This window comes from Psychrobacter sp. CX90 (genome assembly GCF_057396305.2).
The window spans coordinates 2,992,586-3,018,947 of record NZ_CM182008.1 but is presented as its reverse complement, the minus strand read 5'-3'; the positions used below and the strand labels follow the sequence as shown (position 1 = coordinate 3,018,947).

Genomic DNA, 26,362 nt, shown 5'->3' with positions numbered 1-26,362 from the left:
GCAAAATAAGCGTTTTTTAACACTCTCCCCATCTGATTTGTGCTTATGAATAACTATCAATGACTTAAACGGTTATTACCTTTGTTGCCAGTATACTAACCCTACTACAAAGGCTGATTTCTAAGCAGAAATCAATAGTAGATTCAATATTATAAATAAACCATGTCGTAAAATAACTAACTATCCAGATTAGGTTAATTGCATCTATCTACCTAAAAACTTTGCATGCCTTTTCTCTTTAAAGGCAGCAATACCTTCTACCTTATCCTCTGTCGAGGCTAAAATAGAAAAAGTCTGACGCTCATAGTTCATAGCCGACTCTAGACCCATCTCCACCGAGTTATTCAGTGATCGCTTAGCTTGACTGATAGCAAAAGGAGCATTGCGTGCTATTTTTTTAGCAATTGATAAAGCCATATCTAACACATTATCATCACATAGCTCCGTTACCACACCCCATTCGACCATAGTTGAGGCTGACATAATATCGCCGCTATATATCATTCTCGCGGCTCGATTCTTACCAATGAGCCGTGGTAATATCTGAGTGCCGCCAGCGCCTGGCATCAATCCTAGCTTAACTTCAGGCAAGCCAAATTTAGCTTCTTTATGGGCTAACGCAAAATCACACGAAAGTAAAAGCTCCATACCTCCCCCCAAGCAATAACCTTCTACTGCCGCTATCAAAGGAATGGGGCATTGCCTAATACGTCTCCAAGCGCTGACTCTCGCATCCAGTAGAGCTTGTTTAGGTGTTAAGGTTGCGATTTCATCAATATCTGCACCAGCAGCAAAGTCTCCATTTAATCCATGAATAATAATGACTCTGGCTGACTCATCTGATATTAGTGACTCAATGGTTTCAGCTAAGTGCACCACAAGCGCTGTGTTGAGTGCATTTTTGCGTTCAGGACGATTAAGTCCCAATTGAAAAATATGATTGCCACAATCTTTAACTTTTAAAAAATCCTTGTCTTCCATAACTACCTTCTTCATCACATTAGAGTATTCATTAAAATGGCTTAAGATGCCGAGGGTTGTGTGTTTTGTCCTTATTGATTAAAATCATTTGTGCTATAGGCCACATTAACGAAAGTTAAAAGGGCTTATTTAAAAAGGCTTATGAGGTAACCTCTAAGCCTTTTTAAATCATTGGATAGCAATTCATAGCAGCACAGACTTGTCTTGCAAAAAAACAATCATAGCAAGTTAGTTCATCGATTTCGGCGTAAGTCAACCACACGTTTTGCTTTACCTTCAGAGCGAGGTAATACACCTAACGGCTCAATATTTACATCAACCGTCGCCCCAATTGTTGACTTAATCTTATAGATAAGTTCATTTTTTAAGCGTGAAGCATCCTGATCTTCGTCCACAGGCTCGACACGTATACGCAATTGATCCATAGCGCCCATACGATAACGCTCAATGAGATAGTTTGAAGACAAACCAGCAACTTTCATAATCTGCTCTTCTAGTAACGAAGGATAAATATTAACCCCACGCAAGATAATCATGTCGTCATTACGTGCGGTAATTTTTTCAATACGACGCATTGAACGTACATCGCCAGGAATAATCCGAGTAATATCACCTGTACGATAACGAATAACAGGCATAGCTTCCTTCGCAAGTGTCGTAATAACTAACTCGCCTTGCTCTCCATCAGGGAGTACTTCGCCAGTTTCGGGATTAATAATTTCAGGATAGAATAAATCTTCCCAAATAGTAAGTCCACCCTTACTAGCAACAGCTTCTTGAGCAACACCGGGCCCTACAACCTCAGACAACCCATAAATATCGACAGCATCTATATCAAACAACTCTTCGATATGTTCACGCATCTCATTGGTCCAAGGCTCTGCACCAAATATACCGACGCGCATACTGGTCTTACGAGGATCAACCCCTAATTTTCCCATAGCTTCGGCTATATTAACCATATACGACGGGGTTACCATCATAGCCTCAGGCTTAAGTTCCTCAATAATTTGAATCTGACGGTTGGTCATACCACCTGAAATGGGGATAACCATAGATCCAAGCTTTTCGGCACCATAATGGGCGCCCATACCGCCAGTAAATAAACCATAGCCATAGGCAATTTGCACCGTATCGGTGGGAGTGACTCCCGCTATGACTAGAGATCGGGCCACCGCTTCTGACCACATTTCGATATCATTTTTAGTATAAGCAACAATCGTAGGCTTACCAGTCGTTCCAGACGAGCCATGCAATCTAACCACATCACCTCGATCAACACAAAGTAACTTTAAGGGATAGTTATCTCTAAAGTCATTCTTAACCATAAAAGGGAACTTAGCGAGGTCATCTAAAGATTTAATATCTTCTGGATGAACATCTGAATTCGCCATATGGTTCTTCCAGAATGCGTTATTTTCATAGGCGTGTTTAACAATATTCTTTAAACGTTTAAGTTGTAAAGCAGATATCTCGTCACGGGAAGCAACTTCAATACGGTTAAAGTAGTCTAAACTCATTTTAAATTCCTTTTTAAAATATAATAGTAGTCATTAGAATCATGTAAAATGACTCTGACCTTTTAATGATCGGCTAAACCCTTGAAATTCAGCCACTATTTCACCCTGTTTACCACGAGTTATTTCAACTCGATATGACCCTGAACGACCATATACGCCAGACTCATAGGCATACGCATATAACTCATCACCAATATGCGCTGGTTTCCAGTAAGCAATCGTGCAGATATGTCCAACTGTAATTTGATTGCTAGCATTACATAAATGCGCAAACGTCGTATCCGCTAAACTAAATATTGCCCCGCCATGACAGGTGTCATGACCATTGGTATGAACGGGTTTTACTACCATTTTGCAAACAGAATAGTTAACCTTCGCATCGACAAGCTCAATGCCCAAATGAGAAGAGAAATCACAGTTATTCAGCATTTTTTCGGCAATATCAAATGCCATTTTGTTTGCAGGAGAGTGGGTTGCATCAGAGTCAGTTGCGTTCTTACTATTATCGTTCGCAACAGACGGTTTTTTTATAAACAAACTACTTTGTCTCACGCTGTCACTTGACATGACTCCCCTCCTCCTCTTTTGACTGTAGCAAAAGACGAGGTACGGTATAACAACCGCTACCATATAGTCGGCGCAGCGTGGTTAACGTATTAACCACCACATCTTTGCCAATGAAATTTAGCCATTCAAAAGCGCCTAAAGGATAGTTAACACCTCCTTTGAGCGCGCTATCGATGCCTTCAGGAGAAGCAATACCTTGAGTGGCGCATAGTGCAGCCTCATTGATAATCATACTGATGACACGCAAGTTGATTAATCCAGGTGTGTCCTCTACTAAAGACCAGTCTATATTGCCTAAAGGCATTGGCAGACGGTTTGCCATGGCTTTTTTGGCTTTAGGACCAGCAGCTATGGCAACGGTAGCAGACTTTTTATCGGGATGCTTAATATCTGCCAACATAACCGGCACATTGAGCTCAGCTTCCCAGTCTGAAGCCAAGCGGCCATCAGAGGCATATAAATGTACCTTATTTTCTAGTACACCGATCAAACATTCGGGATTTGATACCTCTATAGCCACAGAGGGGGATGGGGATGTGTCAGTAGTCATGTCTAATAGGCTTTGCTTTTGCTCATCCACCCACGAATGGCTGCCATAACTTACGAAAGAGGCATAATTATTATTCTGTGATAAAGAAGATCCCCCGCTCTTGTCTTGCTGATTTGAAGAATTTTCCTCGCTATAATCGTAGAATCCTTTACCGCTTTTCCGGCCCAGAAATCCGGCTTCTACTAAGCTGCCTTGAACATAACTTGGACGTAAATGAGCAGGATAGAACAAACTATTGAATAGTGAGCAGCTAACCGCATAGTTCACATCTTGACCTATGAAATCAGTTAGCTCACAAGGCCCCATTTTAAACCCTGCACTGCGAATACTGGCGTCAAGTTGAGCTGGCGTCGTTATTTGCTCTTCAATGAGCCGAAAACTCTCCACATAAAATGGACGAGCAACTCGGTTGACGATAAAGCCAGGGGTGTTTTTACAACGTACGGGGGTCTTGCCCCAACCTTGCATTAAGTCGATACAAGATTGAGTGGTTTGAGGACTGGTTTGTAGTGCCTCAATCACTTCGACTAACGGCATGATGCCAGGTGGGTTAAAGAAGTGTAAACCAATAAATCGTTGCGGTTTTTCCAAACAGGAAGCGATTTCTGTTACTGATAATGAAGAGGTGTTCGTTGCTAAAACAGTATCGTCACTGACAATTGACTCAAGCTCCATAAACACGGCTTGTTTGATTTCTATTTTTTCAACAATAGCTTCAATAACCAATTTAGCATTAGCCAAGGCATCATTTTTGTTACTTAGGGTTAATGAGCTAAGCCAGCTGTCTTTATCTTGCTGAGAGATTTTTGATTTAGAAACAAATTTAGCAAATAAGGCATCAAGTGACGCTTTGGCACTGTCTAATTGTGACTTTGACTGGTCAACTAGAATAACGCTATGACCTGCTTGGAGAGCTAGCTGAGCTATACCCTGACCCATTGTACCTGCGCCGATAACACCGACGGTAAGTGCTTTATCACTCATATAACATCCTTGTTAAGTATAAGAGAAAATTTTGAAGATTTATTGGCATAAATTATTAGTAATTTACGGTATATACGCTATAAAAATAACCATAAAACTAGGAGGCAAGAGACACTTTTTCTAAATAAAATTTAGGGCTAAAGTCCGTATTAATTATAGATTTCGTCCTAATTATGTTCATACTATCTCAGATGAAAATAATCAGGACTATCTAAAAACTCCTAAGTTATCTTTAATTTCTATTTCAATGTTCTCTTTTACTCATGGTTTTTACTGATAATTGTTTAGAAATGGCTGTCAATATTCATGAGTTAGATTAGTTTGTTTGTTCACGTACCGTGACCCAACCAAAGCGCGGTGCCACAAAGCCTAAATCGGTTAAGCAAACATTGGCAGCAGGGTTAACACCTGAACCATGGAAGTCTGAATATGCACTCGACTGGTTAACATAAACACCCCCAGTTAGATTAACAGACAACGGCGAGCCAGCATCCGCAATATCATCCATAGCCTTATTTTTGAATTCATCATGAACACTGTACAGAGCAGTCGTCATAGCCCCGTGTTCTTCAATACTGTCGCACACTAACTCTAGACCACTTTGAGCATCATCAATGGCAATAACATAGGCAATTGGTCCAAACTGCTCTTCATAAATGACAGCATCATCTTGACCCACTTTAATAAGTTGTGGCTTGGCCGTTTTAGCATTTGGGAAGGCCTCAAAGTTTGCTTTTTCCATACCGAGAACAAAGGTTTTACCACTTTGAGCACTTTCATTAACCCGTTTATTGACATCATCGCTATTCAATGCGCCCATTAAAGCAAAGGCACGTCTATCATCGCCCAATAGCTTCTCAATGCCAGTAGCGATACCACTAGCAACGTCATCAAAGCTCTTATGTCCATCTGCAGTTTCAATACCATCTTTAGGAATATAGATGTTTTGTGGTGCTGTACACATTTGTCCAGAATACAACGATAATGAGAAAGCAATATTACTGGTCATCGCTCTAAAGTTATCCGTCGACTCAATTAAAATGTTGTTAAGCCCAGCTTGCTCTAGGTACAACTGAACCCCATTAGTGTTCTCTTGAAGCCAATTACCAAATGCCGTTCCACCAGTGAAATCCACCATCTTAATGCGCTTATCTTTAATAATTTCTTGTGTATAAGCTCTATCTCCATTAGAGATAGCAAGTTGAACAACATCTGGATTGACATTTTGTTCTTGTAGCACTTCACGCATCACGTCTACAGTGATTGCTAATGGTAAAATGGCGCTATCTGAAGGTTTAACAATAGCACTGTTGCCAGTCGCTAAAGTTGCAAAAAGACCGGGATAACCATTCCAAGTTGGGAATGTCGCACAACCGATTACCACCCCAATACCTTTACCACGTGGTTTAAAAGATTTATCCATCTTAACGGAAATTAAGTTACCCTCTTTATCTTTGCCCGTTACTTTATCCCACTTGGTTGTAGGAGAAGTCGATTCAATAGCTGTTGCAGTATAAGCAAGAGTTTCAAGACCACGCTCTAAAGCATGCGGGCTACCTGCTTGAAAAGACATCATATAAGGTTGACCTGTCGTATGCATGATACTATGCACCATTAATAAAGATTTTTGAAACAACCGGTCTAGCATCTCCATACAAATACCAAGACGCGTTTGATAGTCTAGTTTTCGCCATTCTTTTTGGGCATCAGCAGAACGCGATAATAAAATCTCTTTTTCAAGCTTAGGGTATTCAAGAGTCATATCAATGCCGTAGGGAGACGTTGAGCGGCACTCAACATACTTTGCATCCTGCATAGGCACTTTAAACTCGTATTTGCTACCTAGTAAGGCATTAAAGTCATCTTCGCCTTTTTGTTTTGCACCTTCACCATGATACTTTTCACTGGGCATTTCTGGAAAAGCCGCCCATTCTTCGCGAGTTTTTATGACCTCTTGGGCTTTTAATAGTGTTTCCTTGTGCTTACTGTATAGCTCTGACATTTGTTATTGCTCCTTGTGAATATCCATTATTTATATTAGTTGTTAGTCTCATTATTTATCACTTCTATAACCAACACGTGCTAAGCGCTTCCTAAGCGTAGGTTATTCTTGGCTCAAAAAACATACTACATAATTTATTATGTTGCAATGAATGAGCTGTCTACTCATAGTAAAATTATGCGCTATAAGGTTTAAAGATAAGTGCCTAAAATATGAAAGGCTTGTAATAACTCACTGACTTTATTTTATATAGGACCATAATTTTATTGATAATTTACATTAATATTATTTAGTTTAATTAAACAGTATGTGAATAAAGTGTTTATTTACTTAATTAATACAGTTTTTCTTATACTCCAGATATGCCGTTTGTATTAAAATTTTTATTGATTTTGAAACCTCAAATCTAATATAAAATTCACTTAAAAACTCAATACTTAACAAAATATAAACGTGTCATTCTATGTCCATAAAATATTATAAATATCTAAAGTTTTATTAGTGGCTTGATTTTTTCCCCCTTGTTAATTCTCATTAATTTAACTAGTATACTAGTATATAAGTAATGGATTATTTAACAGGATTTAAAAATCGTGTATTACCCACCACACTCAAAGGATTGAAAATATAATGAATATTGAATCAGAAACTATTCAACTCTCCTATTGTGACGGCATTGCGACAATCACTTTAAACCGTCCTAAACAATTCAATTCTTTTAATGAAGAGATGCATCTTGCCCTTGCCTCCGCCCTCGATCAGGTGGCCTCGAATGACAATGTCCGGGCTGTCATTATTACCGGTGCGGGTAAAGCTTTTTGTGCTGGGCAAGACTTAGGTAACAGAGACCCTCGTGTTCAAACTTATGATTTAGGTCAAACTATCACTGAGTTTTATAACCCCTTAATCAACCGTCTGAAAAATCTAGGCAAGCCAATTATTGCATCGGTGAATGGTGTGGCTGCAGGGGCAGGAATCGGTATAGCTTTAGCGTGTGACATCGTTTTATGTTCGGATAAAAGTAAATTTGCCATGGCATTTGGTAAGATTGGCTTGGTTCCAGACTCGGGCTTAACGTGGCAGTTAGTTAATTTACTTGGTCTCGGTCGTGCTAAAGCATTGGTGCTAACCAATGCAACTTTAACTGCTGAAGAGGCGTTAAATTACGGACTGGTCTGGAAGGTTTATGATGCTGAGAGCTTAAGCGAAGAAGCCCTCAAGCTTGCCAGATCATTAGTTTATGGACCTGCACTTGGCATCAAATTAACTATTGATGCTTTGAATCAAGCGACAAGCAATACTCTTGATGAGCAACTCAAACTTGAAGCGACATATCAAAGAGAAGCAGGCTTTAGCGATGATTATAAAGAGGGCGTTACAGCATTTTTAGAAAAGAGACCTGCTAAGTTCTTTAAGGGTGATGTAGAGTAATGATTACTGCTAATTCTGAGATTTTTGCCAAGTATGGTCATATTTTTGAAAAACAAGTAGATGACGTTTTACCCCAATGGGTATTAGATAACTTCTCTTTAGAGGTCGTTGAGCTTAATGAAGAAAAAGCACGTTTCGAACTGGCTCATAATCCAAACTTATATCGGAAAATTCCAGGGCCCGATTCAATAAAATTGCTATCTGGTCAAGCGATTATGGCATTAGCAGATACCTTATTAATCTTTCCAGTCATTGCTCAAGTCGGCCAAGAAAAAGAGTTTGTCACATTAAATTCAACTACTGAATTTTTAAGACCTATTAGAATAGAAAATAATGGTAAAGATAGCAAAAAAGTTACGATAGAAGCGAAAGTTATACGAGCGGGCAGTAAAGTCATTAGGGGGCAGGTAGAAATATATGATAGTGAAAGCAAATTAAGTGCCTTAACTACCATTTGCTACATCTATACTTAGACCACCTTATTAAATTAATTGAATTTTATTTATAGAATTTAAATTAGTATGTCATTAAAGATTATTTAGAATCAAAAGTATTATTTAGAATCAAGAATTTAATACATAAGCAGCATAATGTTTCAAATTCATTATTTTAGCTTATGAATTAACTCGTAATTACCGTCTAGTTATTGAATTAGATAGGTAATCAGTCAAATAGGAGTACGTCATGACAACAGCTGAAATGAGTAAGTTCGAAGACAAAATTGAACGTGAAGTAAAAATTGAGCCAAGAGATTGGATGCCAGAAGCTTACCGGAAAAACCTTATCCGCCAAATCTCACAGCATGCTCATTCTGAAATTGTCGGTATGTTACCTGAAGCAAACTGGTTGACTCGCGCTCCTTCATTACGCCGTAAATCTATCTTAATGGCTAAGATTCAGGATGAAGCGGGTCACGGTCTGTACCTTTATTGTGCTGCTGAAACTTTGGGAGCAGATAGACAGGCGACAATTGATGCCATGCTTGAAGGAAAAATGAAATATTCATCTATCTTTAACTACCCGACCTTAAGCTGGGCTGATATGGGCATGATTGGCTGGCTAGTAGATGGCGCCGCTATTGTTAACCAAGTTGCTTTACAGCGAACCTCATATGGCCCTTATGCACGTGCCATGGTTCGTATTTGTAAAGAGGAGTCTTTTCATCAACGTCAAGGCTATGAGTTACTCACTGAAATGGTACAAAGCGGCGATCCTGAACAAAAAGCGATGGTTCAAGATTCCATGAATCGTTTCTGGTGGCCTGCATTGATGATGTTTGGACCTCATGATAGTGACTCTGCAAATGGTGAACAATCAATGCAGTGGAAAATCAAAAGGTTTGGGAATGACGAGCTACGTCAGAAATTCATAGATATAACTGTACCTCAAGCCGATTATTTAGGCCTGACTATACCCGATCCTGACTTGAAATATAATAAACAAACAGGTCATTATGAACATGGCGAGATTGATTGGAAAGAGTTTAAGCAAGTTGTTAGCGGCTTTGGCCCTTGTAATAAAGCAAGAATGGACGCACGCCGTAAAGCTCAAGAAGATGGTCAATGGGCTGTTGACGCTGCCCTAGCTTATGAAGAAAAGCAAAATGCTAAAAAAGCTGCTTAGCCCTTTGCTTAAACCTTCTATCTTCTAAGTCGTATTAATTATTTGATGCTGATGAATTAAGCGTCGTTAATATTTACTTATAGGTTCTGAGCCTAATACACCACTTAGCTTTGACGCCCAAGGCTTTGTGGATGCTATGGATCTTATCCTATAGCATCATTTTTTAATATTACTGACTAATTATATTCATTAAAGTAAAGGCCTATTGATCACATCAGAATTTTAATTTGACTTTAGCCTAATGTGATTAAGAACCCTACAAATCCCCTCCCTACATAATAGCTAAAGGAGTTAGCAATGAGCCAGTCCGAGTTATATGAAGTATTTATAAGAGCTAAAGCTGGGTTATCTCATCAACACGTTGGTTCACTACATGCCACAGACGATGAAATGGCATTACAAAACGCCCGTGACTTATATACTCGTCGTAATGAAGGTACCTCGATATGGGTTGTGAAATCAAAAGATATCACTTCTTTAGACTATGCAGACCAAGAAAAATTTATTGAACCTTCTGTTGATAAGATTTATCGTCATCCTACCTTTTATAAAATACCAGACGAAGTAGGCCACATGTAATTGACGAAAACTTAACAATGGATACCATTATGAACCCTGAAAAAACGTACTTTGATTATTCACTAAGACTAGGCGATACAACCCTTGTATTGGCACAGCGATATTGTGAATGGGTAGGTAAAGCACCAACACTTGAAGAAGAATTAGCATTGGCTAATATCGGCTTAGATACCTTGGGTCAAGCTATGGCTTGGCTAAGTGTTGCCAGTCAAAATGATGAACAGAAAAGAGATGAGGATCAGTTAGCCTATTTCCGTAATGAACGCGAGTATAGCAATTACTTATTAGCTGAACTCGAAAATGGCGACTTTGGCTACACTTGCTTACGTGGTTTTTTTGTGAGTACTTATTTTAAGTATCTCTACCATTCTATGCAAAAGAGCGAAGTCGACAGTTTTAGAGATATTTCTATCAAATCATTAAAAGAAGTAAGGTATCACTATACTCACCAACGCTCATGGCTAGTGCGCTTAGGTAATGGGACTGATGAAAGCCATCGCAGAATACAAGCAGCACTTGATGACTGCTGGGCTTATACCAATGAGCTATTTGAAGAAGATGATATTATTAAATCTGCTCAAAAATTGGGTATTATTGGCGCTATGGATGAGATTAAAAAACAGTGGCGTGCTGATGTGACTGAGCTTCTTAATGAAGCAAATCTTACTTTACCACAAGAAATATATCACCACCGTGGCGGAATTGAGGGTCTACATACCGAAAAGCTGGGTATATTGCTCGCAGAAATGCAGGCATTACGCCGTGAATTCCCAAATGCTAAATGGTAAATGGTAAATCCTACTATGTCAAAAATTCAGCTGACCCCTATGCTAGATATTGATGAAATTAAAAAGATACTGGCAGCTGTACCCGATCCAGAGGTGCCCGTATTAACGTTGGATGAATTGGGCATTATTAGAGATGTCAGTATAGATGAAGCAGAGGGCTCTATTACCATTACCCTAACACCAACTTATATTGGGTGTCCAGCAACCGAAGCTATTAAAAAAATGGTCAGTAACGCTTTAATAGAAGCGGGCTACCCAAAACCAAATCTAAAAGAACAATTGATACCAGCTTGGACTACTGAATGGATCAGTCCTGAAGCTCTGGAAAAGTTAGAAGCTTATGGGATTGCTCCTCCAACTTCAGACCATAATAATGAACCTAAGCGCTGCCCCAATTGTGGGAGTAATCAATTTAAGGTAGTTAGCGCTTTTGGGTCTACTGCTTGTAAATCGCTTTATCGTTGCTTGGAATGTCTGGAACCATTTGAATATTTTAAATGCCATTAGGATTAATTAATCTCATTTTATATAGACAGCTTATTGTTAGTGATGAACGATCTGGCCCTTACGCCTCTCTTTTTTTTAAAATCAAGTTTTTAAAATCAAGTTCATCTACACATAACGCTATTGACTCATATTAAAGGAATAATTATGTCAATTTACTATCCTCTTAAAGTAAATGAAAGGCTTCCTGAAACTGAAGACGCAGTTACCTTAAGATTTGATATCCCCCAAGAATTATCCAATCAGTTTAAAGCTAAACCTGGTCAACATCTAAAGCTAAAAACACGCATTGCAGATAAAGATGAAGAGAGATTCTACTCTATTTGCCAGATAGGTGATGGCTTTGTTCGCGTTGGTATCAAACATGTGCCTGAGGGGGTGTTTTCTGAACATGTCAACAAAAACATCCAAGTTGGTGACACAATAGAAATTATGGCACCTCAAGGCGACTTTTGTTTGCCTTTAGATGATGACGCCATAATGCAAGAAGCCCATCAGTATCTTTTTGTCGCTGCTGGTAGTGGCGTTACTCCTATTCTATCTATGATGACCTACTTATTGGAGAATACGGAACACACAAAAATAGATTTCATATATATTAATGCCAAACGAAAAACCATTATGTTTTTTGAACAAATTGAAGCGTTAAAAAATAAATATATGGATAGACTCTCAGTCGTCAATGTTTTGACTCGTGAACCTCGTGACTTAGAGCTATTATCTTCTCGACCAGAGGGTGATCGTTTTGATAAGTTACTCACGTCATTTGTTAATCTTAAAGAGCTTGATCACACGTATCTATGTGGACCTATGCCCATAATTGAGGGTTTTAGATCTGCACTAATTGATAAAGGGGTTGATAAAAAAACCATTCACCTTGAATTATTTGGTACACCAACAAGTCAAACGGTTCGACGTCCAGTCGTGAGAGACGGTAATGAGAAACAAATAACCGTTATCTCTGGTGGGCGCGAGCAGCTTGTAGATGTGCCTGAAGGACTGAATGTATTAGATGCTGCCATTGAAGCTGGTGCTAGCGTGCCTTTTGCTTGTAAAGGCGGGGTTTGTGCAACTTGTAAGGCTAAGCTTGTTAGTGGTTCTGCGACTATGGATGTTAGTTATGGTCTAGAAGACGATGAAATTGATAATGGATATATATTAACATGTCAGGCTCATATTCAATCTGAAACTGCCATTGTAGACTTTGATGTCTAGTTAAAGCTTTAAAGCCGTTGCTAGCTTGACTTCTGATTGTTTATTATCAAGAACTTATGGCTCTAAAATAGTTATTATGCAACTGTATCTGCCGTCATTGTGGTCGTATTATCCTCTATAATCAGCGCCATGAAACAATCACATACCATCAATATAAGATATCGAGTGATACCATGAAAAATGTATATATTGTAGATTATTGCCGCACTCCATTTGGTCGTTATGGAGGAGCTTTGTCGTCTGTTAGACCCGACGATCTTGCTGCCATAGTATTGAAGCAGATTCGTGAAAATAATGACTTCGACCCAAAATTGATTGATGACTGCTTATTCGGTGCAGCCAATCAAGCAGGTGAAGACAATAGAAATGTTGCACGTATGGCGCTTTTATTAGCAGGTTATCCTGTGGAAGTGCCTGGTACCACTCTAAATAGATTATGTGGTTCTGGACTTGATTGCATTGGTTTAGCAGCACGAACTATTAAAGCTGATGAAGCCGATATCGTATTAGCGGGTGGCGTTGAATCAATGTCTAGAGCACCTTTCGTAATGAGCAAACCCACCAAAGCCTTCGATCGTAATGCTGAAATATATGACACGACTATTGGCTGGCGGTTCACAAACAAAAAATTAGCAGCACAATATGGTAGTGATTCCATGCCACAAACTGCTGAAAATGTCGCTAAAGACTATAACATTTCTCGTGAAGCACAAGATGAGTTTGCCTATCACTCACAAATGAAGGCAGCGAATGCCACAGAACGTTTAGCCCTAGAAATAGTACCAGTGGTTTATCATGATCGCAAAAAAGGCGAGATTGTTGTAGATAAGGATGAACACCCACGCCCCGATACCACTATTGAAAAGCTGGCAAAACTAAAACCTATTTTTGAGGGTGGTACAGTAACAGCAGGTAATGCCTCAGGCGTTAATGATGGTGCCGTTGCTCTACTACTCGCCTCTGAAGATGCGTGTCACAAAAACAATTTACAGCCAAAAGTAAGAGTTATTGCAACAGCCTCTCGTGGTGTTGAGCCTCGAGTCATGGGTATTGGTCCTATCGCTGCCGTGGAAACACTGTTTAAGAGAACAGGTTTGACGATGGATGATTTCGACATCATAGAGCTAAACGAAGCTTTTGCCAGTCAAAGCTTAGCAGTGCTTAATCACTTCGGCCTCAAGCCAGATGATCCAAGGGTTAATCCTAATGGTGGGGCTATTGCCTTAGGTCACCCGTTAGGTGCTTCAGGTGCTAGAATAGCGGGTAGTGCGGTCACTGATATTGCTGGAAAAGCGGGTAGTAAAGCTTTAATCACTATGTGTATCGGAGTTGGGCAAGGTATTGCTATGGCAATCGAGGCCGTATAGCGCTAAATTTTTAGAAAATCATATCTTGAACTCATTATTTTTAAATACAGAGAAGAGGAAGGAGGAAAAATAGGTATAACAAAATGAACTAAGGAACTAAGGAACTAAGGAACTAAGGAACTAAGGAACTAAGAAAGTAGCGTTGTACCACAAAAGTGGATAATTGGATGCTACTGTCACTGGCTTAAATTCATTTGATTATACCAAATTATGAAGTTGTTAATTTCTATAACGAGGTGGCCAAAACTCAGTTATAAGGTCAAGAGTGAAATACATTTTCTGTTGCTCGATATAAGTTTAAATAAGAATATAAGTTTATAAAAAGTAAGGCAAATATTACCCTCTTCTTGCCTAAAAATTTAAGTTTACTTAAATAAGGCTAGCCTTAATAAATGTCATAGAAATACGATATATAAAAGTACCATAAAGGAATATCTCTAGGATAACGCTAATGCCGCGCTTTAGCCTATTTGTGACAGTTAGAAAAACTCTAGGGATTAGAATTATTTATCATCAAGGATGAAATAAAATGTTTTTAAATTTCAAAACAAGTTTAATATCACTACTAATAGCTTCTGCAATGAGTATCACTGCATGCTCTGACAAACCAGAAAATACGCCATCAACTACTACTGATACAACGAGCACTAATACTACATCTGAATCTGATACGGCCTCAAATGTTGATCCAAAAGAGGTAACAACTCTAAGATTCTCACATTTTTGGCCAGCTACTGCAGCAATGCATACGGATGTATTTGATGTATGGGCAAAAAAAGTCGAACAGGAATCTAAAGGTAGGATTAAAGTTGAAATATACCCTTCAGCCACCCTTAGTAAACCTGCCGTTACCTATGATGCCGCAACAAAAGGTACTGTAGATATCGGTGTTCAAGCTCAAGGTTACACCGCTGGCCGCTTTCCATTAACGCAAATTGCAGAACTGCCTGGTCTATCAAACACAGCAGGTCAAATGAGCTGTATGCTACAAAAATTATATGATGAGGGCTTGGTTTCAAGTGAATACGAAGATACTCATTTACTGTTTATGATGGGTGCTGGACCAGGGGTTATTCACTCTATTGACAAACCTATTCGTACTCCAGCTGATATGAAAGGACTACGTATTCGTCGTCCCTCTGCCATTGCTGGGGATATCATCGAAGCAGCGGGCGGATCACCTGTTGGCTTACCTGCACCAGATTTATATACTTCATTAGAGCGTGGTGTTATTGACGGTATGAGCCTTCCTTGGAGTCCTACAGGATCTTTCAGATTGACTGAACTTGTCAACAATCATACGAACATGCCTTTTTATAGCTCTGCGTTACTTGTGACTATGAATAAAGACTCATATAACAATCTATCTGATGACCTTAAAAAGGTTATTGATCACAACTCAGGTAAGGTCATGGCTGATCTAGCTGGTCAAGTTTTTGATAGAGAAGATAAGAAGTATTTAGATGAAGCGATTGCTAAAGGTGATACCATCATAAACATTCCAGATCCTTTGAACGATCCAGCTTGGAAGGTCCCATTAGAAGCCGGCACACAGAAATACTTGGACAATGTTAGATCTCTAGGCCTAGATGCTGATGGTACTTATCAAAAGGCTAAAGAAGCCAGTATCGCTTGTAAAAGTTAGAAAGAATGGGGTTTTCTTAAACTGAAACTTTAAAGAGTGTTAAATCGCTATCATAAATAACAGCCTAACTAGAGGTGCCTATCGCTTCTAGTTAACCTGAATTCGGGATAAACCCTCAAGCCACCTTAGAGTTTAGCGACCTGTCCATAAGCTGACACATTCTTTAGTGTCGGCTTATAGGGAAACCAACCATAAGCAATTAATCCTGCTAATAAGTTAGTCGCAAAGCCTGTCAAACTACGATACCTTTAACTCTCCCTTATGATTAATAATGGCATGAAGCTTAAACCTTAAACCCGTAGAACCACCCCATACTTGTTTTGCCTCGCTCAGCAATGCCGTCAAATACTTTATGACGATAGATTCGTTTGTTATGGCACACCGATAAATTGGTGGCATCAACGAAGCTCAGTCCTGTGCATGTACCCATCAATCCTTTAAGGTAGACACAAAGTGGCATAATCGTTATTGGTACTAGTTCAATAAACCGTGAATAGCTTGGCAGGTTAGGAAACTCGCGTCTCATCATGCCTAGCATATGATGATAATAAAAACCTTTAAACTGCCGATAACGCAATTGATGAAACAGTACCAATATGGTCATCATCATCTCTGGTACACTTATCTTGCATGGTCTTAATCGCTTTGTGCCGTTTTCGATAAGATGCCGTTCAAACTCAGGTTTGAATGCTTGGTAAAAATCGTCAATATGGCAGTAAGTTTAATTAGGTTGTCCATGTAAGAAGTCCTTGTTACAAGGTTTGTCTTGGTAAACTACTTTAGCAATTTTGGACTTCTTTTTTTATACTCTTTTCTTATCCCGAATTCAGGTTGTTTTAATCAAAACCTCTTAAATACTGTCTAAAAATACTTGACCACTACACTTTATTCCATTCACAAAAAAACGCGCAACCCATTGATAATAATGAGTAACGCGTTTTAATATTTATCGTCATTTTATCTAGGTGATATGATGAAACTCAGGGTTTAAAAAAATGACTATTATGCCACTGCTTTAATAGACTTTTTTGTTTATTAAAACTTTTAATTAAAACTTAAATTCTGCTGCAAGTGAAAAGTTGCGACCTGGGGCAGTTAAATAATTATAATTGTTTCCTTCTGGTTTATGAATAGAGTTTTCGGAAACTTGGCGTAAAGCAGACCAAGTTGTATATCTTTTATTAAAGACATTAAATACACCTGCACGAATTGTCATATAATCTGTTGGCTTGTAGTAACCAATTAAATCATAGGTTGTCCATGCCTTGGGTATATTATAAACAACGGGTATTTCTGGTTCTGTGAACTCTCCTGATAGACAAAGGCCGTTTTTGGACTCACCGACACAATCTCGACTTGTATTGCGACTAGAGAGTATCTCACTGTATTTTTTCGCTTTTGAATGTACCATCATTGCCTGCAAGCCCCATTTGTCATCAGGACTATCATAACCTAAGCCAAAGGTAAACTTAGCAGGCTGAATAGCTTCAAAAGAAGACCCCAATATCTCTAATTGAGCATCATAAATTTTACCGTCTATCTCTACTTTTTTATCGTGAGTATTTAAATAACGATCTTTTACCTTTAGTTTATTATAGTGGAAGGTAGAGTATAAGCCATCTGGAACCTTGTTATAAACACTATTAAGATCTAAGTGCCCATAAATATTGATACCATCTAAAGTGGCATTTTCCAAATTGCGATAATTGATCTTAGCCTCTTCATCTTCCGAATCAAAACCTGCATATCTTCCCACAACAATAAGATCTTTATATTTATTGTTAAAATAATTCATTTCAAGTAAGCCATAATTGCCTTTCACACCAAGCCCATATTCTTGATTAATTACTGTTTCAGGAGACAGCTTTCTGCTGGCATAAGGGAACTTTCTTATTTCCTCATAGCCAAATTGTTCATGAAAGGTGGGTACACGAAAACCATTAGACATGCGATAAGATAAAAAGATATTTTTTGTTGGTTTGATGACTGCTCCAACATTGTAAGAAAGATTATTATAATCAGCATTGATTGATCCACTATCGGTCTCAACTTTATGATGGTCATGACGTAAACCCAAGCCTAAGTCTAAATAAGGATTGATTTTAATCTTATCATTAAATCCAATAAAGGTATTTTTTGAGGTTAAGTCATATGAATTACAGCCTACTGATGCACTTGTATCATTGCTGCAGTTGTTGGTGGTATATAAGCCTGTGGATGCTTTATCGACTACATAAACATAAGGATTGTCTTTTGTGCCCTTACCTCCTATTTTCTCCATTCTCACAACAGCATTTTCAGCATAATAGTTTGTCCGTTGTACCTTAGCATCTGCAAGATCATGACCTGCTAATATATTCAGCCTATGTTTCCATGACCCTGTATTAAATGTGGTATTTGCATCAGCTTTAAAGATATGATGTTGCTCATCATAGTTATGAGTTTGTGTTTCATAATATGAGTATGGCTTATCCATTGTTGCACGGCAATTTTTATCTATAGTCGGATACTCAGAACAGTTACGGATATGCTCTGTTGTTTTAGTGTTGATACGCTGAAGGTCATAAGTGAAATTGACATCATCAAAAAATTTTAAATCTTTTTGTTGCCATGTTAAGCCTGCCCTTTCTTTATTATGCACTTCATCGATATGCCTTAAACGAGTATAACGATAGTTTGTACCATGTACGTCACTTGAAATGAGACCTACTTCTTTAGGTTTAAATCCTTCTTCAAGAATAATTGGTTTTCCTGGTACTATATCAATAAGTTTTTCGTTCCAATAATAATCAACAGCAACAAGTTTTTCTACGCCATCAACTACTTCGGTTTTGTAGTACGGTATACGTTTACCATCTTTCAAAGTATTTTTATTTACATATAAAAAATGATCTATATAGTCCTTTTTGTTTGAATCATACACTTTAATAATAGGATTGGTTGGATCATTAACGCGTACATTCGGATCTGCTTCAGCACGTGCCAATGATATTGGATCGCTCAGTGGCAGTATGAGGTTATGAGCTGGATTAGTAGAATGAGCTATATAATTACCTTTGCCACGACGACCAATGAGTTTTTTAAATTCTTCATCTGGTTTCCAATAAGCAGGTTTGTGCATATCTCTGATATTGTATTTTTGTTTTGTGTTTTCATAAACAATACCTATGCGTTTATTATCATCAAACTGATATCCAAATTTTGCTAATGTAGAGTTAGAATTATAATTCAACTTATCAGGAGTAGGACTATCTTTGCCAGTATAATTTTCAGCACTAATAGTTTCGCGTGTTGTTAAGTCTTTATCAAAAATTTTTTCATATGTATAGGGAGTACTATCTTCTTTTTCATAAATCAAATATGGCCATCCTAATTGCTGTGGAGTAGCTTCATAAGCATGAACTTTATTTTTTAATTTGTCTCCTATACAATCTTTAGATTGTGGGTCACAGACATGATACCATTTTAAGTATCCATCTGTTTTTAAATGCTCTGGTTGATCAAGCTTAATCTTTTTTCTAGTAAAATTTGAAGGAAAAAATTGTGCATCAATAAATTTTTCAGATTGATTACCGTTTTCATCTTGAATGGTAAAATATTTTGTATTATCCTTGCCTGTTTCATTCCCTTCCTCATCATATGCGGGACCAACAAAGTAATATTGAGAATGTGCAACATCGAATGATTCATCCAAAACATCCTCATGTACTTTAGTCTCTTTACCATCTTTTTGGGTATGAATTAGCAGAAAATCAGCATTTTTATGACGACCAGCAAAAGCAATAGAATTTAATAAATTGCTATTTTTACTGCTATAAGCAGATTTGACATCTAACCCCCAGTTTTTTCCTGATTTAACAATATCTTGTGCATCTTTGGTCTGCATTCTGATACTACCACCAAGAGAGCCACTGCCAAAATCAGAAGAACTTGCACCTTTGCTAATTTCGATATTTTTGATGTTTTCATATTCTATTTCGTTGATTGCACCACTGAAGATATCATTAGCGGCAGATTTTCCAAAACGCTCAACTGTGTAATGTGATAATTGAGGTATGCCATCAACGGATATACCTACCCGGTTTTTATCCATGCCCCTTATAGAGTAACCACTACTAGCGCCCCGTCCTTGTTCAACAACATCAATACCTGGGTCATAACGAGTCAAATCACGAATACCCATTACCATTTCTTTATCTAGATCTTTAGAGCTTTTAACTTCTTTACCAAGACCGGTAAGCTCTGTAGATTTTTTATGTAATTTCTTATTACCTTGAATATGAACATCAGCCAGTTGAGTCTCTGCTGCAATACTACAGTTACTGTACAATACACAAAATATGATATAAAGTTGGAGCTTTTTGTTTCGCATTCAGTTTATCCTTAATCAACGTAAAGGCACAGCTTTTAGCATATGCATTGTCTCTGATAAATATATAAATTCAACTAGGGCGTGTTGACAATTACCGCAAATGGATAAGGGTTGCAGCTAGGTAGATATTAGCAGCAAATGAGTCATCCGTTTTCTCAGCACGCATGGCAATTTTCTTGAAATCTTTAAGTTTACAAAAGAAGTTCTCAATTAAATGACGCCATTTGTACATCTCTTTATCGAAATCTCGGTGCTTTAAAGGAGAGCGTTTAGGAGGTATGACCGCTTTGCTACCGCGCTCCTCTAAATCAAGCAGTAGCCAATCAGTATCAAAGGCTCTATCAGCAAGTAATGCACCAAACTCTTTGTCTTTGATCAAAGGTTTAATACCAGCCATATCATGCTGTTGTCCTTTTAATAGGGTAAAATCAACGAGGTTACCTAACGCATCAACCACTGCCATGATTTTAGTCGTCATACCGCCTCTAGATTTGCCAATTGCCTGACGACAAGCCCCCCCCTTTTGCACCCTGCCCATGACGATGTACTTTAACGATAGTGCCATCAATCATGGCATACTCTAAATCTGGGTCATTTAGAGCTTCAAATATCTTGCTAAATCTGTCACTTTTTACCCATCTACGGTAACGCTTATAGACACTGCTCCAGTTACCAAATTCAGGCGGTAAGTCTCGCCATGGACTGCCAGTACGGATAATCCATAGTACCGCTTCGATAAATAGTCGGTTATCTATCGCTGTTCTACCTACGTCAGTGTCTTTACCTGCACAATGCGAGGCTATCTTTGACCATTGGGCGTCACTTAATGTTGGTCTAGTCATATGAGTATAGTTGTCAATTTATTGCTATATGTCCACACACCCTAGTTCTTTTAAATGATAACCTAAATAGTTATTATTATCATTTAAATTAATGCTTACGATAACAGAAAAGTTAATTCAATAATAGCACTTACGCAAATCTAACAGAAAGTTACCGTAATTTCTGGCACAAGTAGTAATCAGGTAAGCCTTATTTCAACTGAGACATCGTATTAGCTGTCGTAAGAGCAAGTCTAGCAAACACCGTATAACCATCGCTCCTGGAAAAACCTTCACCGTAAGCCGTCACTCATGTCATGCCGCCTATACCGAATACCTAAACGAACCTAAATTCGGGATAAGCTCTTAAAAGCCCTTAAAATCTCTTAAAGCTTAGTGACCTGTCCATAAGCTGACACATTCTTTAGTGTCGGCTTATAGGGAAACCAACCATAAGCAATTAATCCTGCTAATAAGTTAGTCGCAAAGCCTGTCAAACTACGATACCTTTAACTCTCCCTTATGATTAATAATGGCATGAAGCTTAAACCTTAAACCCGTAGAACCACCCCATACTTGTTTTGCCTCGCTCAGCAATGCCGTCAAATACTTTATGACGATAGATTCGTTTGTTATGGCACACCGATAAATTGGTGGCATCAACGAAGCTCAGTCCTGTGCATGTACCCATCAATCCTTTAAGGTAGACACAAAGTGGCATAATCGTTATTGGTACTAGTTCAATAAACCGTGAATAGCTTGGCAGGTTAGGAAACTCGCGTCTCATCATGCCTAGCATATGATGATAATAAAAACCTTTAAACTGCCGATAACGCAGTTGATGAAACAGTACCAATATGGTCATCATCATCTCTGGTACACTTATCTTGCATGGTCTTAATCGCTTTGCGCTGTTTTCAATAAGATAACGTTCAAACTCAGGTTTGAATGTTTGATAAAAGTCGTCAATATGGCAGTAAGTTTAATTAGGTTGTCCATGTAAGAAGTCCTTGTTGCAAGGTTTGTCTTGGTAAACTGACTTTAGCAATTTTGGACTTCTTTTTTTATACTCTTTTCTTATCCCGAATTCAGGTTAGTTAGCAGCTACTGTTATTCATTTACGGTAATTGTCAACACACCCTAATACTTTACTTTACTTATCTTATAATAATATATACACTTGCAACGTTTTTTATAAACAATAATAAGAATCATTATTATCTAAATAATTATTACTTTTCAATAGTTAGATTTTACGAAGGTCGATTGATTGTAGTGTTATAGGTCAAATGCAAATGAAACAGTGTCGAACTAGTTCCTTTTTAATAGTGTTGGTGGTCCTTATTATTCACTTTGTTTTAGGGTGGCTACTTGCGCAAGCTTCTTTTCAAAAAGTTAAAGTTGATGATTCTTTCGAAAGTTTACAAATGATAGAAATGAATCTAGATGAGGTTGTTTTTGGAAATACTATAGAGGGATTAGTCTCTGCAAGGGCTGTTGAGGATATGACAATAGAAACACAATCACAATCTATCACAGACTCCGCCCCATCAATAGGGCTAGCGCAACCTCAGGATCATGCACCTATTCCTCCATATACACCTAAGCCTCAAGAGTTTAAATCAACACAGGTAAATGATGTAGCTGACATAGCACAAAAGCCTGAACCTATTGAAACAGATAATAAAAAATTACCTGATCCGCTTAAGTCACCAGAAAAAAAGACTGACAATAGATTTGAACTTAAAAAGTCTAGCGAAAATATCTCTCATTTGCCAACCAAAACTATCTCTCAGGCTACCTCGATCAGTCAGGCTGGTGATGAAGCCTCGTCTCAAGATGAACAGCCAAGTGGCGATAAAGGTAGACAAGTAGCAGGAAACGGGGCGAAAGGTGGTACAAATAGTGGTAGTGCATCATCTCAAGGTGGTAGTCAAGCTAATAGCACCACAGAAGCATCATTAGGGGCAGGGTATGGCAGCGCAATGAAAGGGGCTTGTTCCGACATCTCTGATGAAGCTGATGATGAAGGACGAGTAACGCTTAAAGTGTCTGTAAATGAGCAGGGTAGAGCTCAAAATGTGCAGATTGTATCACCATCTGATGTAAAACGCTTGAATAACCAGGCAAAACGTATTGCCTCAAATCATATTTATAGCCCAGGAAAATCAAATGGTCAACCTGTGGCAAGTGATGTTGTTTTTACAATTAATTTTAAATGCGGTAATGCCGCTTAATCTTATTTTTTAGAGGTTTGTTATGGATTTAATGCATATTATTGAGCAACAAGATGCGGTGTTACACATCTCTTTCCTTGTTCTGGTTTTAATGAGTATCATTTCTTGGAGTGTCATTGTTATACGTTTAATTAAAATTAAGGGCATGCGAGCTAAAAATAAGTGTATGTTAGACAATTTTTGGCAAGCCAATGACATCAAAGCTGTACAAGATGCCATAAATAATGATGCTTCTGTTATTGCCTGTGTACTAAAAAAAGTATTACCAAGTTACCTAAAATATCAACAAGACAAAGAAAGTGTTGGCGGTTTACAAGCCCAATTATCACTTAAAGACTATCTTAAATTAAACATTAGCAATGCGATTACGCAGGCAATGCGTCCTTTTGAATCAGGGTTAGTCACGCTTGCTTCTATTGGTGCAGTTGCTCCTTTTGTTGGGCTATTTGGTACGGTTTGGGGGATATTTAATGCATTAATGGATATAAGCCAACAGGGGCAAGTTAGCATTGCCACCGTGTCAGCCCCCATCGGCGAAGCATTAGTTGCTACCGCATTAGGGCTATTTGTTGCCATACCAGCGGTGTTAGCTTATAACGCTATCACACGTTTAAATGGTAACCTCTCAGAAGATTTAGATGCGTTTGCTCATGATTTATATATTTATTTACTAAATCATAAGGAGAAAGTCTAATGGCATTTGGTTCATTTAATAAATCTTCTGCTTCTCAGAGGCTGATGTCGGAGATTAATGTGACACCACTTGTTGATGTTATGTTGGTTTTGTTGATTGTATTTATGATTACTATGCCAGTCTTAACTCAGTCAATTCCATTAGAGCTGCCTACCGCAAATGTCGAACAGCAGAATGAACCTAAACATATTTCTAGAGTAGCCATCAATTCATCTGGTATCTATGTGGGTGAAAAAAATATGAACAATGATGAGTTAGATGCTTATTTTGCACAGCAATTTAATCAAGATGAAAATACAGTGGTTGCTATTTCTGCTGATGTTGCCGTGGAATATCGCAATATTGTTAAAGTTTTGGAATCTGCTCAGAATGCGGGTTTAAAAAAAATTGGTTTTGTGACGGTTAATAAATAATTTTGATGTTTGAGTCGGAAAGTCTTATTCTCTTTAGGAGTTAAATCTATGCATGTTCTCTTTAATAGTAGAAGCTTAGTGTTTATTCTTCCTGTTTTATTAACTGCTTGTGGAGGGGGAAGCTTTGATACTAATATTGTTCCAGAATACAACAAGTCGTTTGCACCTTAAGATGGAAATAAGCCTTCTGGGAATGAGGATACAGACTCTGATAAGCCAGATGATACTAATCCTAATGATAAGGCAGTAGGACAGAGCTTGTAAATAGCACAGTGATAGTTAATGGTGTGAACACAGACACTTAGGTTTATTTAGGGGTGGAAAAGCATTTACGGCTTAAAAAATATGATATAAAAGCCGGAGTGGGCAAAGATTTTTAGCTGACAAGAGACAACATTAGAAAGGGTTTTGTGCATATTACATCCTGAATTCGGGATAAGAAAAAACTAAAAGAAGTCCAAAATTGCTAAAGTAAGTTTACCAAGACAAACTTCGCAATTTTGGACTTCTTTTTTTATACTTTTTTCTTATCCCGAATTCAGGTTAATTAAGCTTTTTGTATCAAACTAGCAAGCTTTTTAAGGCTGCAATTAGCTTTTAGCGTAATGCTTTATAGTATTTTATAAAAATTACCCTATTTAAATACCTGCACCGTTTGAATGTAGGTAAACTCTTTTAAACCTGCTTCGCCAAACTCCACACCAAAACCAGAGTCCTTAGTGCCTCCAAATGGAGCGTCAGGCTGAATCATGGCATGGTTATTGACCCATACAGTCCCACACTCTAAGCGAGAAGCGATGCGTTGCGCCTTTTCTAAATCTTTTGACCAAACCGAGCCTCCTAGACCGAAAGCCAACCGGTTTGCAGAAGCTATGGCATCTTCCACATCACTAAACTTGATAATCGGCAAAATAGGCCCAAACTGCTCTTCATCAACTAACCTTGCACCATCTTCAATATTATTAACTAAAGTAAGGGGGTAAAAGTAACCACTATCATCCGTAACTTCACCACCACATAAGAAGTTTGCTCCACGCGTTCTAGCATCCTCTGCCAACTCTTTAACAATGTTTAATTGTTCTTCATTTTGAAGTGGTCCAAAGTCGGTATCTTCATCAAGACCATTACCCGTTTTCATCGATTTAGCCATATTTGTTAATGCTTCGCAAAGCTCATCATGTACGGACTCATGCACATACAGGCGCTTTAAAGCGGCACATGTTTGACCATTGTTAATGAAAGAGGTCGCAAAGATTTTTGGCGCACTGGCTTCGATATCCGCATCGTCCAATACAATACCTGCATCATTACCGCCAAGCTCTAGAGTTAAGCGCTTTAGGTTGCCAGCAGCACTTTTCATGATGGCTTTACCCGTAGGTGTCGAGCCAGTAAATACAATCTTACTGATATCATCATGTGACGACATTGCAGCACCAATCTCTCCAGCGCCAGTAACAACATTTAAAACACCAGCGGGAAGAATGTCTTTGGCTAATTCGCCAAAACGTAACACCGTTAATGGTGTCATTTCTGACGGCTTCATAACAACAGTATTACCTGTTAACAAAGCTGGAATAATGTGCCAAATACTGATGAGTAAAGGATAATTCCAAGGAGTAATAGAACCTACCACACCAAGTGGTTTACGGTGTAACTCAATACGTGCTGTTTCATTATCTTGAATAACCTCTGGCTCTAGCGTCATACTCGCTGTACCACGGATCCATGCCAACGTACCACCAAATTCAAACCCAGAACCTAAGTTAGCAAAACCTTCGAGAGGTTTACCTTGCTCTTTAGTTAGCAGAGTCATTAACGCTTCTGCATTTGCTTCCACAGCGTCAGCGAGTTGCATTAACATATCACGCCGCTCAGCCATACTTAGTGATGACCACGCTGGGAAAGCGGTTTTAGCTGCTGAAACAGCCTCATCTAATTGCTCAGTTGTTGCCTTTGGGCATTTAGCAACCACTGATTTATCTGCAGGATTTATAACATCCGTATAATCAGTCGTCGCGACACTATTTCCATTAATTATGAGTTTAAAATTTTCCATTGTACTTCCTTAT

20 protein-coding genes and 3 pseudogenes are annotated in these 26,362 nt (G+C 38.4%); 13 read left to right on the top strand and 10 right to left on the bottom strand.

The features are described 5' to 3' along the window. Positions 1-204 precede the first annotated feature (204 nt). From AC2SLN_RS12050 to paaN, 5 genes are all read right to left on the bottom strand, one after another. Entirely contained in the window at positions 205-981 is a 777-nt protein-coding gene (locus AC2SLN_RS12050) for an enoyl-CoA hydratase/isomerase family protein (RefSeq protein WP_486549887.1), read from the bottom strand. Between the two features lie 233 nt (positions 982-1,214). After that, entirely contained in the window at positions 1,215-2,501 is a 1,287-nt protein-coding gene (locus AC2SLN_RS12045; protein WP_486549888.1) for a phenylacetate--CoA ligase family protein, read from the bottom strand. A gap of 39 nt (positions 2,502-2,540) precedes the next feature. Beyond that, complete coding sequence (locus AC2SLN_RS12040; protein WP_486549890.1) at positions 2,541-3,068, bottom strand: hotdog fold thioesterase; 528 nt, start codon at positions 3,066-3,068, stop codon at positions 2,541-2,543. Then, the gene (locus AC2SLN_RS12035) at positions 3,058-4,602 is read right to left on the bottom strand and encodes a 3-hydroxyacyl-CoA dehydrogenase NAD-binding domain-containing protein (RefSeq protein WP_486549891.1); all 1,545 of its coding nucleotides are present in this window, start codon (positions 4,600-4,602) and stop codon (positions 3,058-3,060) included. The genes AC2SLN_RS12040 and AC2SLN_RS12035 overlap by 11 nt, the downstream gene beginning before the upstream one ends. A 316-nt stretch (positions 4,603-4,918) precedes the next feature. After that, entirely contained in the window at positions 4,919-6,604 is a 1,686-nt protein-coding gene (paaN, locus tag AC2SLN_RS12030; RefSeq protein WP_486530596.1) for a phenylacetic acid degradation protein PaaN, read from the bottom strand. A 630-nt stretch (positions 6,605-7,234) separates the two neighbouring features. On the opposite strand from paaN, the gene AC2SLN_RS12025 reads away from it, so the two are divergent. From AC2SLN_RS12025 to AC2SLN_RS11985, 9 genes are all read left to right on the top strand, one after another. Then, on the top strand, positions 7,235-8,035 hold the full coding sequence (locus AC2SLN_RS12025; RefSeq protein WP_486530597.1) for an enoyl-CoA hydratase-related protein: 801 nt from the start codon (positions 7,235-7,237) through the stop codon (positions 8,033-8,035). Further along, positions 8,035-8,508 (top strand): PaaI family thioesterase, encoded by a 474-nt coding sequence (locus AC2SLN_RS12020; protein WP_486530598.1) that lies wholly within the window; start codon positions 8,035-8,037, stop codon positions 8,506-8,508. Before AC2SLN_RS12025 ends, AC2SLN_RS12020 begins: the two co-directional genes overlap by 1 nt. A gap of 211 nt (positions 8,509-8,719) precedes the next feature. After that, positions 8,720-9,658 carry a 1,2-phenylacetyl-CoA epoxidase subunit PaaA gene (gene paaA / locus AC2SLN_RS12015; protein WP_486549892.1) on the top strand — a complete coding sequence of 313 codons (939 nt, stop codon included), beginning with the start codon at positions 8,720-8,722 and terminating at the stop codon, positions 9,656-9,658. A 297-nt stretch (positions 9,659-9,955) separates the two neighbouring features. After that, positions 9,956-10,237 (top strand): 1,2-phenylacetyl-CoA epoxidase subunit PaaB, encoded by a 282-nt coding sequence (gene paaB, locus AC2SLN_RS12010; RefSeq protein WP_486530600.1) that lies wholly within the window; start codon positions 9,956-9,958, stop codon positions 10,235-10,237. 29 nt (positions 10,238-10,266) lie between these two features. Then, positions 10,267-11,025, top strand: coding sequence for a 1,2-phenylacetyl-CoA epoxidase subunit PaaC (paaC, locus tag AC2SLN_RS12005; RefSeq protein ID WP_486549893.1), 759 nt, complete (start codon positions 10,267-10,269; stop codon positions 11,023-11,025). 15 nt (positions 11,026-11,040) lie between these two features. Next, positions 11,041-11,532, top strand: coding sequence for a 1,2-phenylacetyl-CoA epoxidase subunit PaaD (gene paaD / locus AC2SLN_RS12000; RefSeq protein WP_486530602.1), 492 nt, complete (start codon positions 11,041-11,043; stop codon positions 11,530-11,532). A gap of 144 nt (positions 11,533-11,676) precedes the next feature. After that, a complete protein-coding gene (locus tag AC2SLN_RS11995; RefSeq protein WP_486549895.1) occupies positions 11,677-12,744 on the top strand; it encodes a 2Fe-2S iron-sulfur cluster-binding protein in 1,068 nt (355 codons plus the stop codon). 173 nt (positions 12,745-12,917) lie between these two features. Then, positions 12,918-14,111, top strand: coding sequence for a 3-oxoadipyl-CoA thiolase (pcaF, locus tag AC2SLN_RS11990; protein WP_486549897.1), 1,194 nt, complete (start codon positions 12,918-12,920; stop codon positions 14,109-14,111). 529 nt (positions 14,112-14,640) lie between these two features. Next, positions 14,641-15,756 (top strand): TRAP transporter substrate-binding protein, encoded by a 1,116-nt coding sequence (locus AC2SLN_RS11985; RefSeq protein WP_486549899.1) that lies wholly within the window; start codon positions 14,641-14,643, stop codon positions 15,754-15,756. A 125-nt stretch (positions 15,757-15,881) separates the two neighbouring features. Here the strand turns inward: AC2SLN_RS11985 and AC2SLN_RS11980 are convergent. The 4 genes and pseudogenes from AC2SLN_RS11980 to AC2SLN_RS11965 form a co-directional block, all read right to left on the bottom strand. Then, positions 15,882-16,494, bottom strand: a pseudogene (locus AC2SLN_RS11980) (transposase). A 310-nt stretch (positions 16,495-16,804) separates the two neighbouring features. After that, the gene (locus tag AC2SLN_RS11975; RefSeq protein ID WP_486549901.1) at positions 16,805-20,128 is read right to left on the bottom strand and encodes a TonB-dependent hemoglobin/transferrin/lactoferrin family receptor; all 3,324 of its coding nucleotides are present in this window, start codon (positions 20,126-20,128) and stop codon (positions 16,805-16,807) included. Between the two features lie 91 nt (positions 20,129-20,219). After that, positions 20,220-20,970 (bottom strand): annotated as a pseudogene (locus AC2SLN_RS11970) (IS5 family transposase). A 365-nt stretch (positions 20,971-21,335) separates the two neighbouring features. Then, positions 21,336-21,948 (bottom strand): annotated as a pseudogene (locus tag AC2SLN_RS11965) (transposase). Between the two features lie 506 nt (positions 21,949-22,454). On the opposite strand from AC2SLN_RS11965, the gene AC2SLN_RS11960 reads away from it, so the two are divergent. From AC2SLN_RS11960 to AC2SLN_RS11945, 4 genes are read left to right on the top strand one after another with little or no spacing between them, the layout of a single operon-like run. Continuing rightward, a complete protein-coding gene (locus AC2SLN_RS11960; RefSeq protein ID WP_495057337.1) occupies positions 22,455-23,186 on the top strand; it encodes a TonB family protein in 732 nt (243 codons plus the stop codon). A gap of 22 nt (positions 23,187-23,208) precedes the next feature. Then, entirely contained in the window at positions 23,209-23,880 is a 672-nt protein-coding gene (locus AC2SLN_RS11955; protein WP_486550928.1) for a MotA/TolQ/ExbB proton channel family protein, read from the top strand. After that, positions 23,880-24,293, top strand: coding sequence for an ExbD/TolR family protein (locus AC2SLN_RS11950; protein WP_486550929.1), 414 nt, complete (start codon positions 23,880-23,882; stop codon positions 24,291-24,293). Before AC2SLN_RS11955 ends, AC2SLN_RS11950 begins: the two co-directional genes overlap by 1 nt. Positions 24,294-24,341: 48 nt before the next feature. Then, positions 24,342-24,464, top strand: coding sequence for a hypothetical protein (locus tag AC2SLN_RS11945; protein ID WP_486550931.1), 123 nt, complete (start codon positions 24,342-24,344; stop codon positions 24,462-24,464). 463 nt (positions 24,465-24,927) lie between these two features. On the opposite strand, the gene AC2SLN_RS11940 is transcribed toward AC2SLN_RS11945, so the two are convergent. After that, the gene (locus AC2SLN_RS11940; RefSeq protein WP_486550932.1) at positions 24,928-26,349 is read right to left on the bottom strand and encodes an aldehyde dehydrogenase family protein; all 1,422 of its coding nucleotides are present in this window, start codon (positions 26,347-26,349) and stop codon (positions 24,928-24,930) included. Positions 26,350-26,362: the final 13 nt, after the last annotated feature.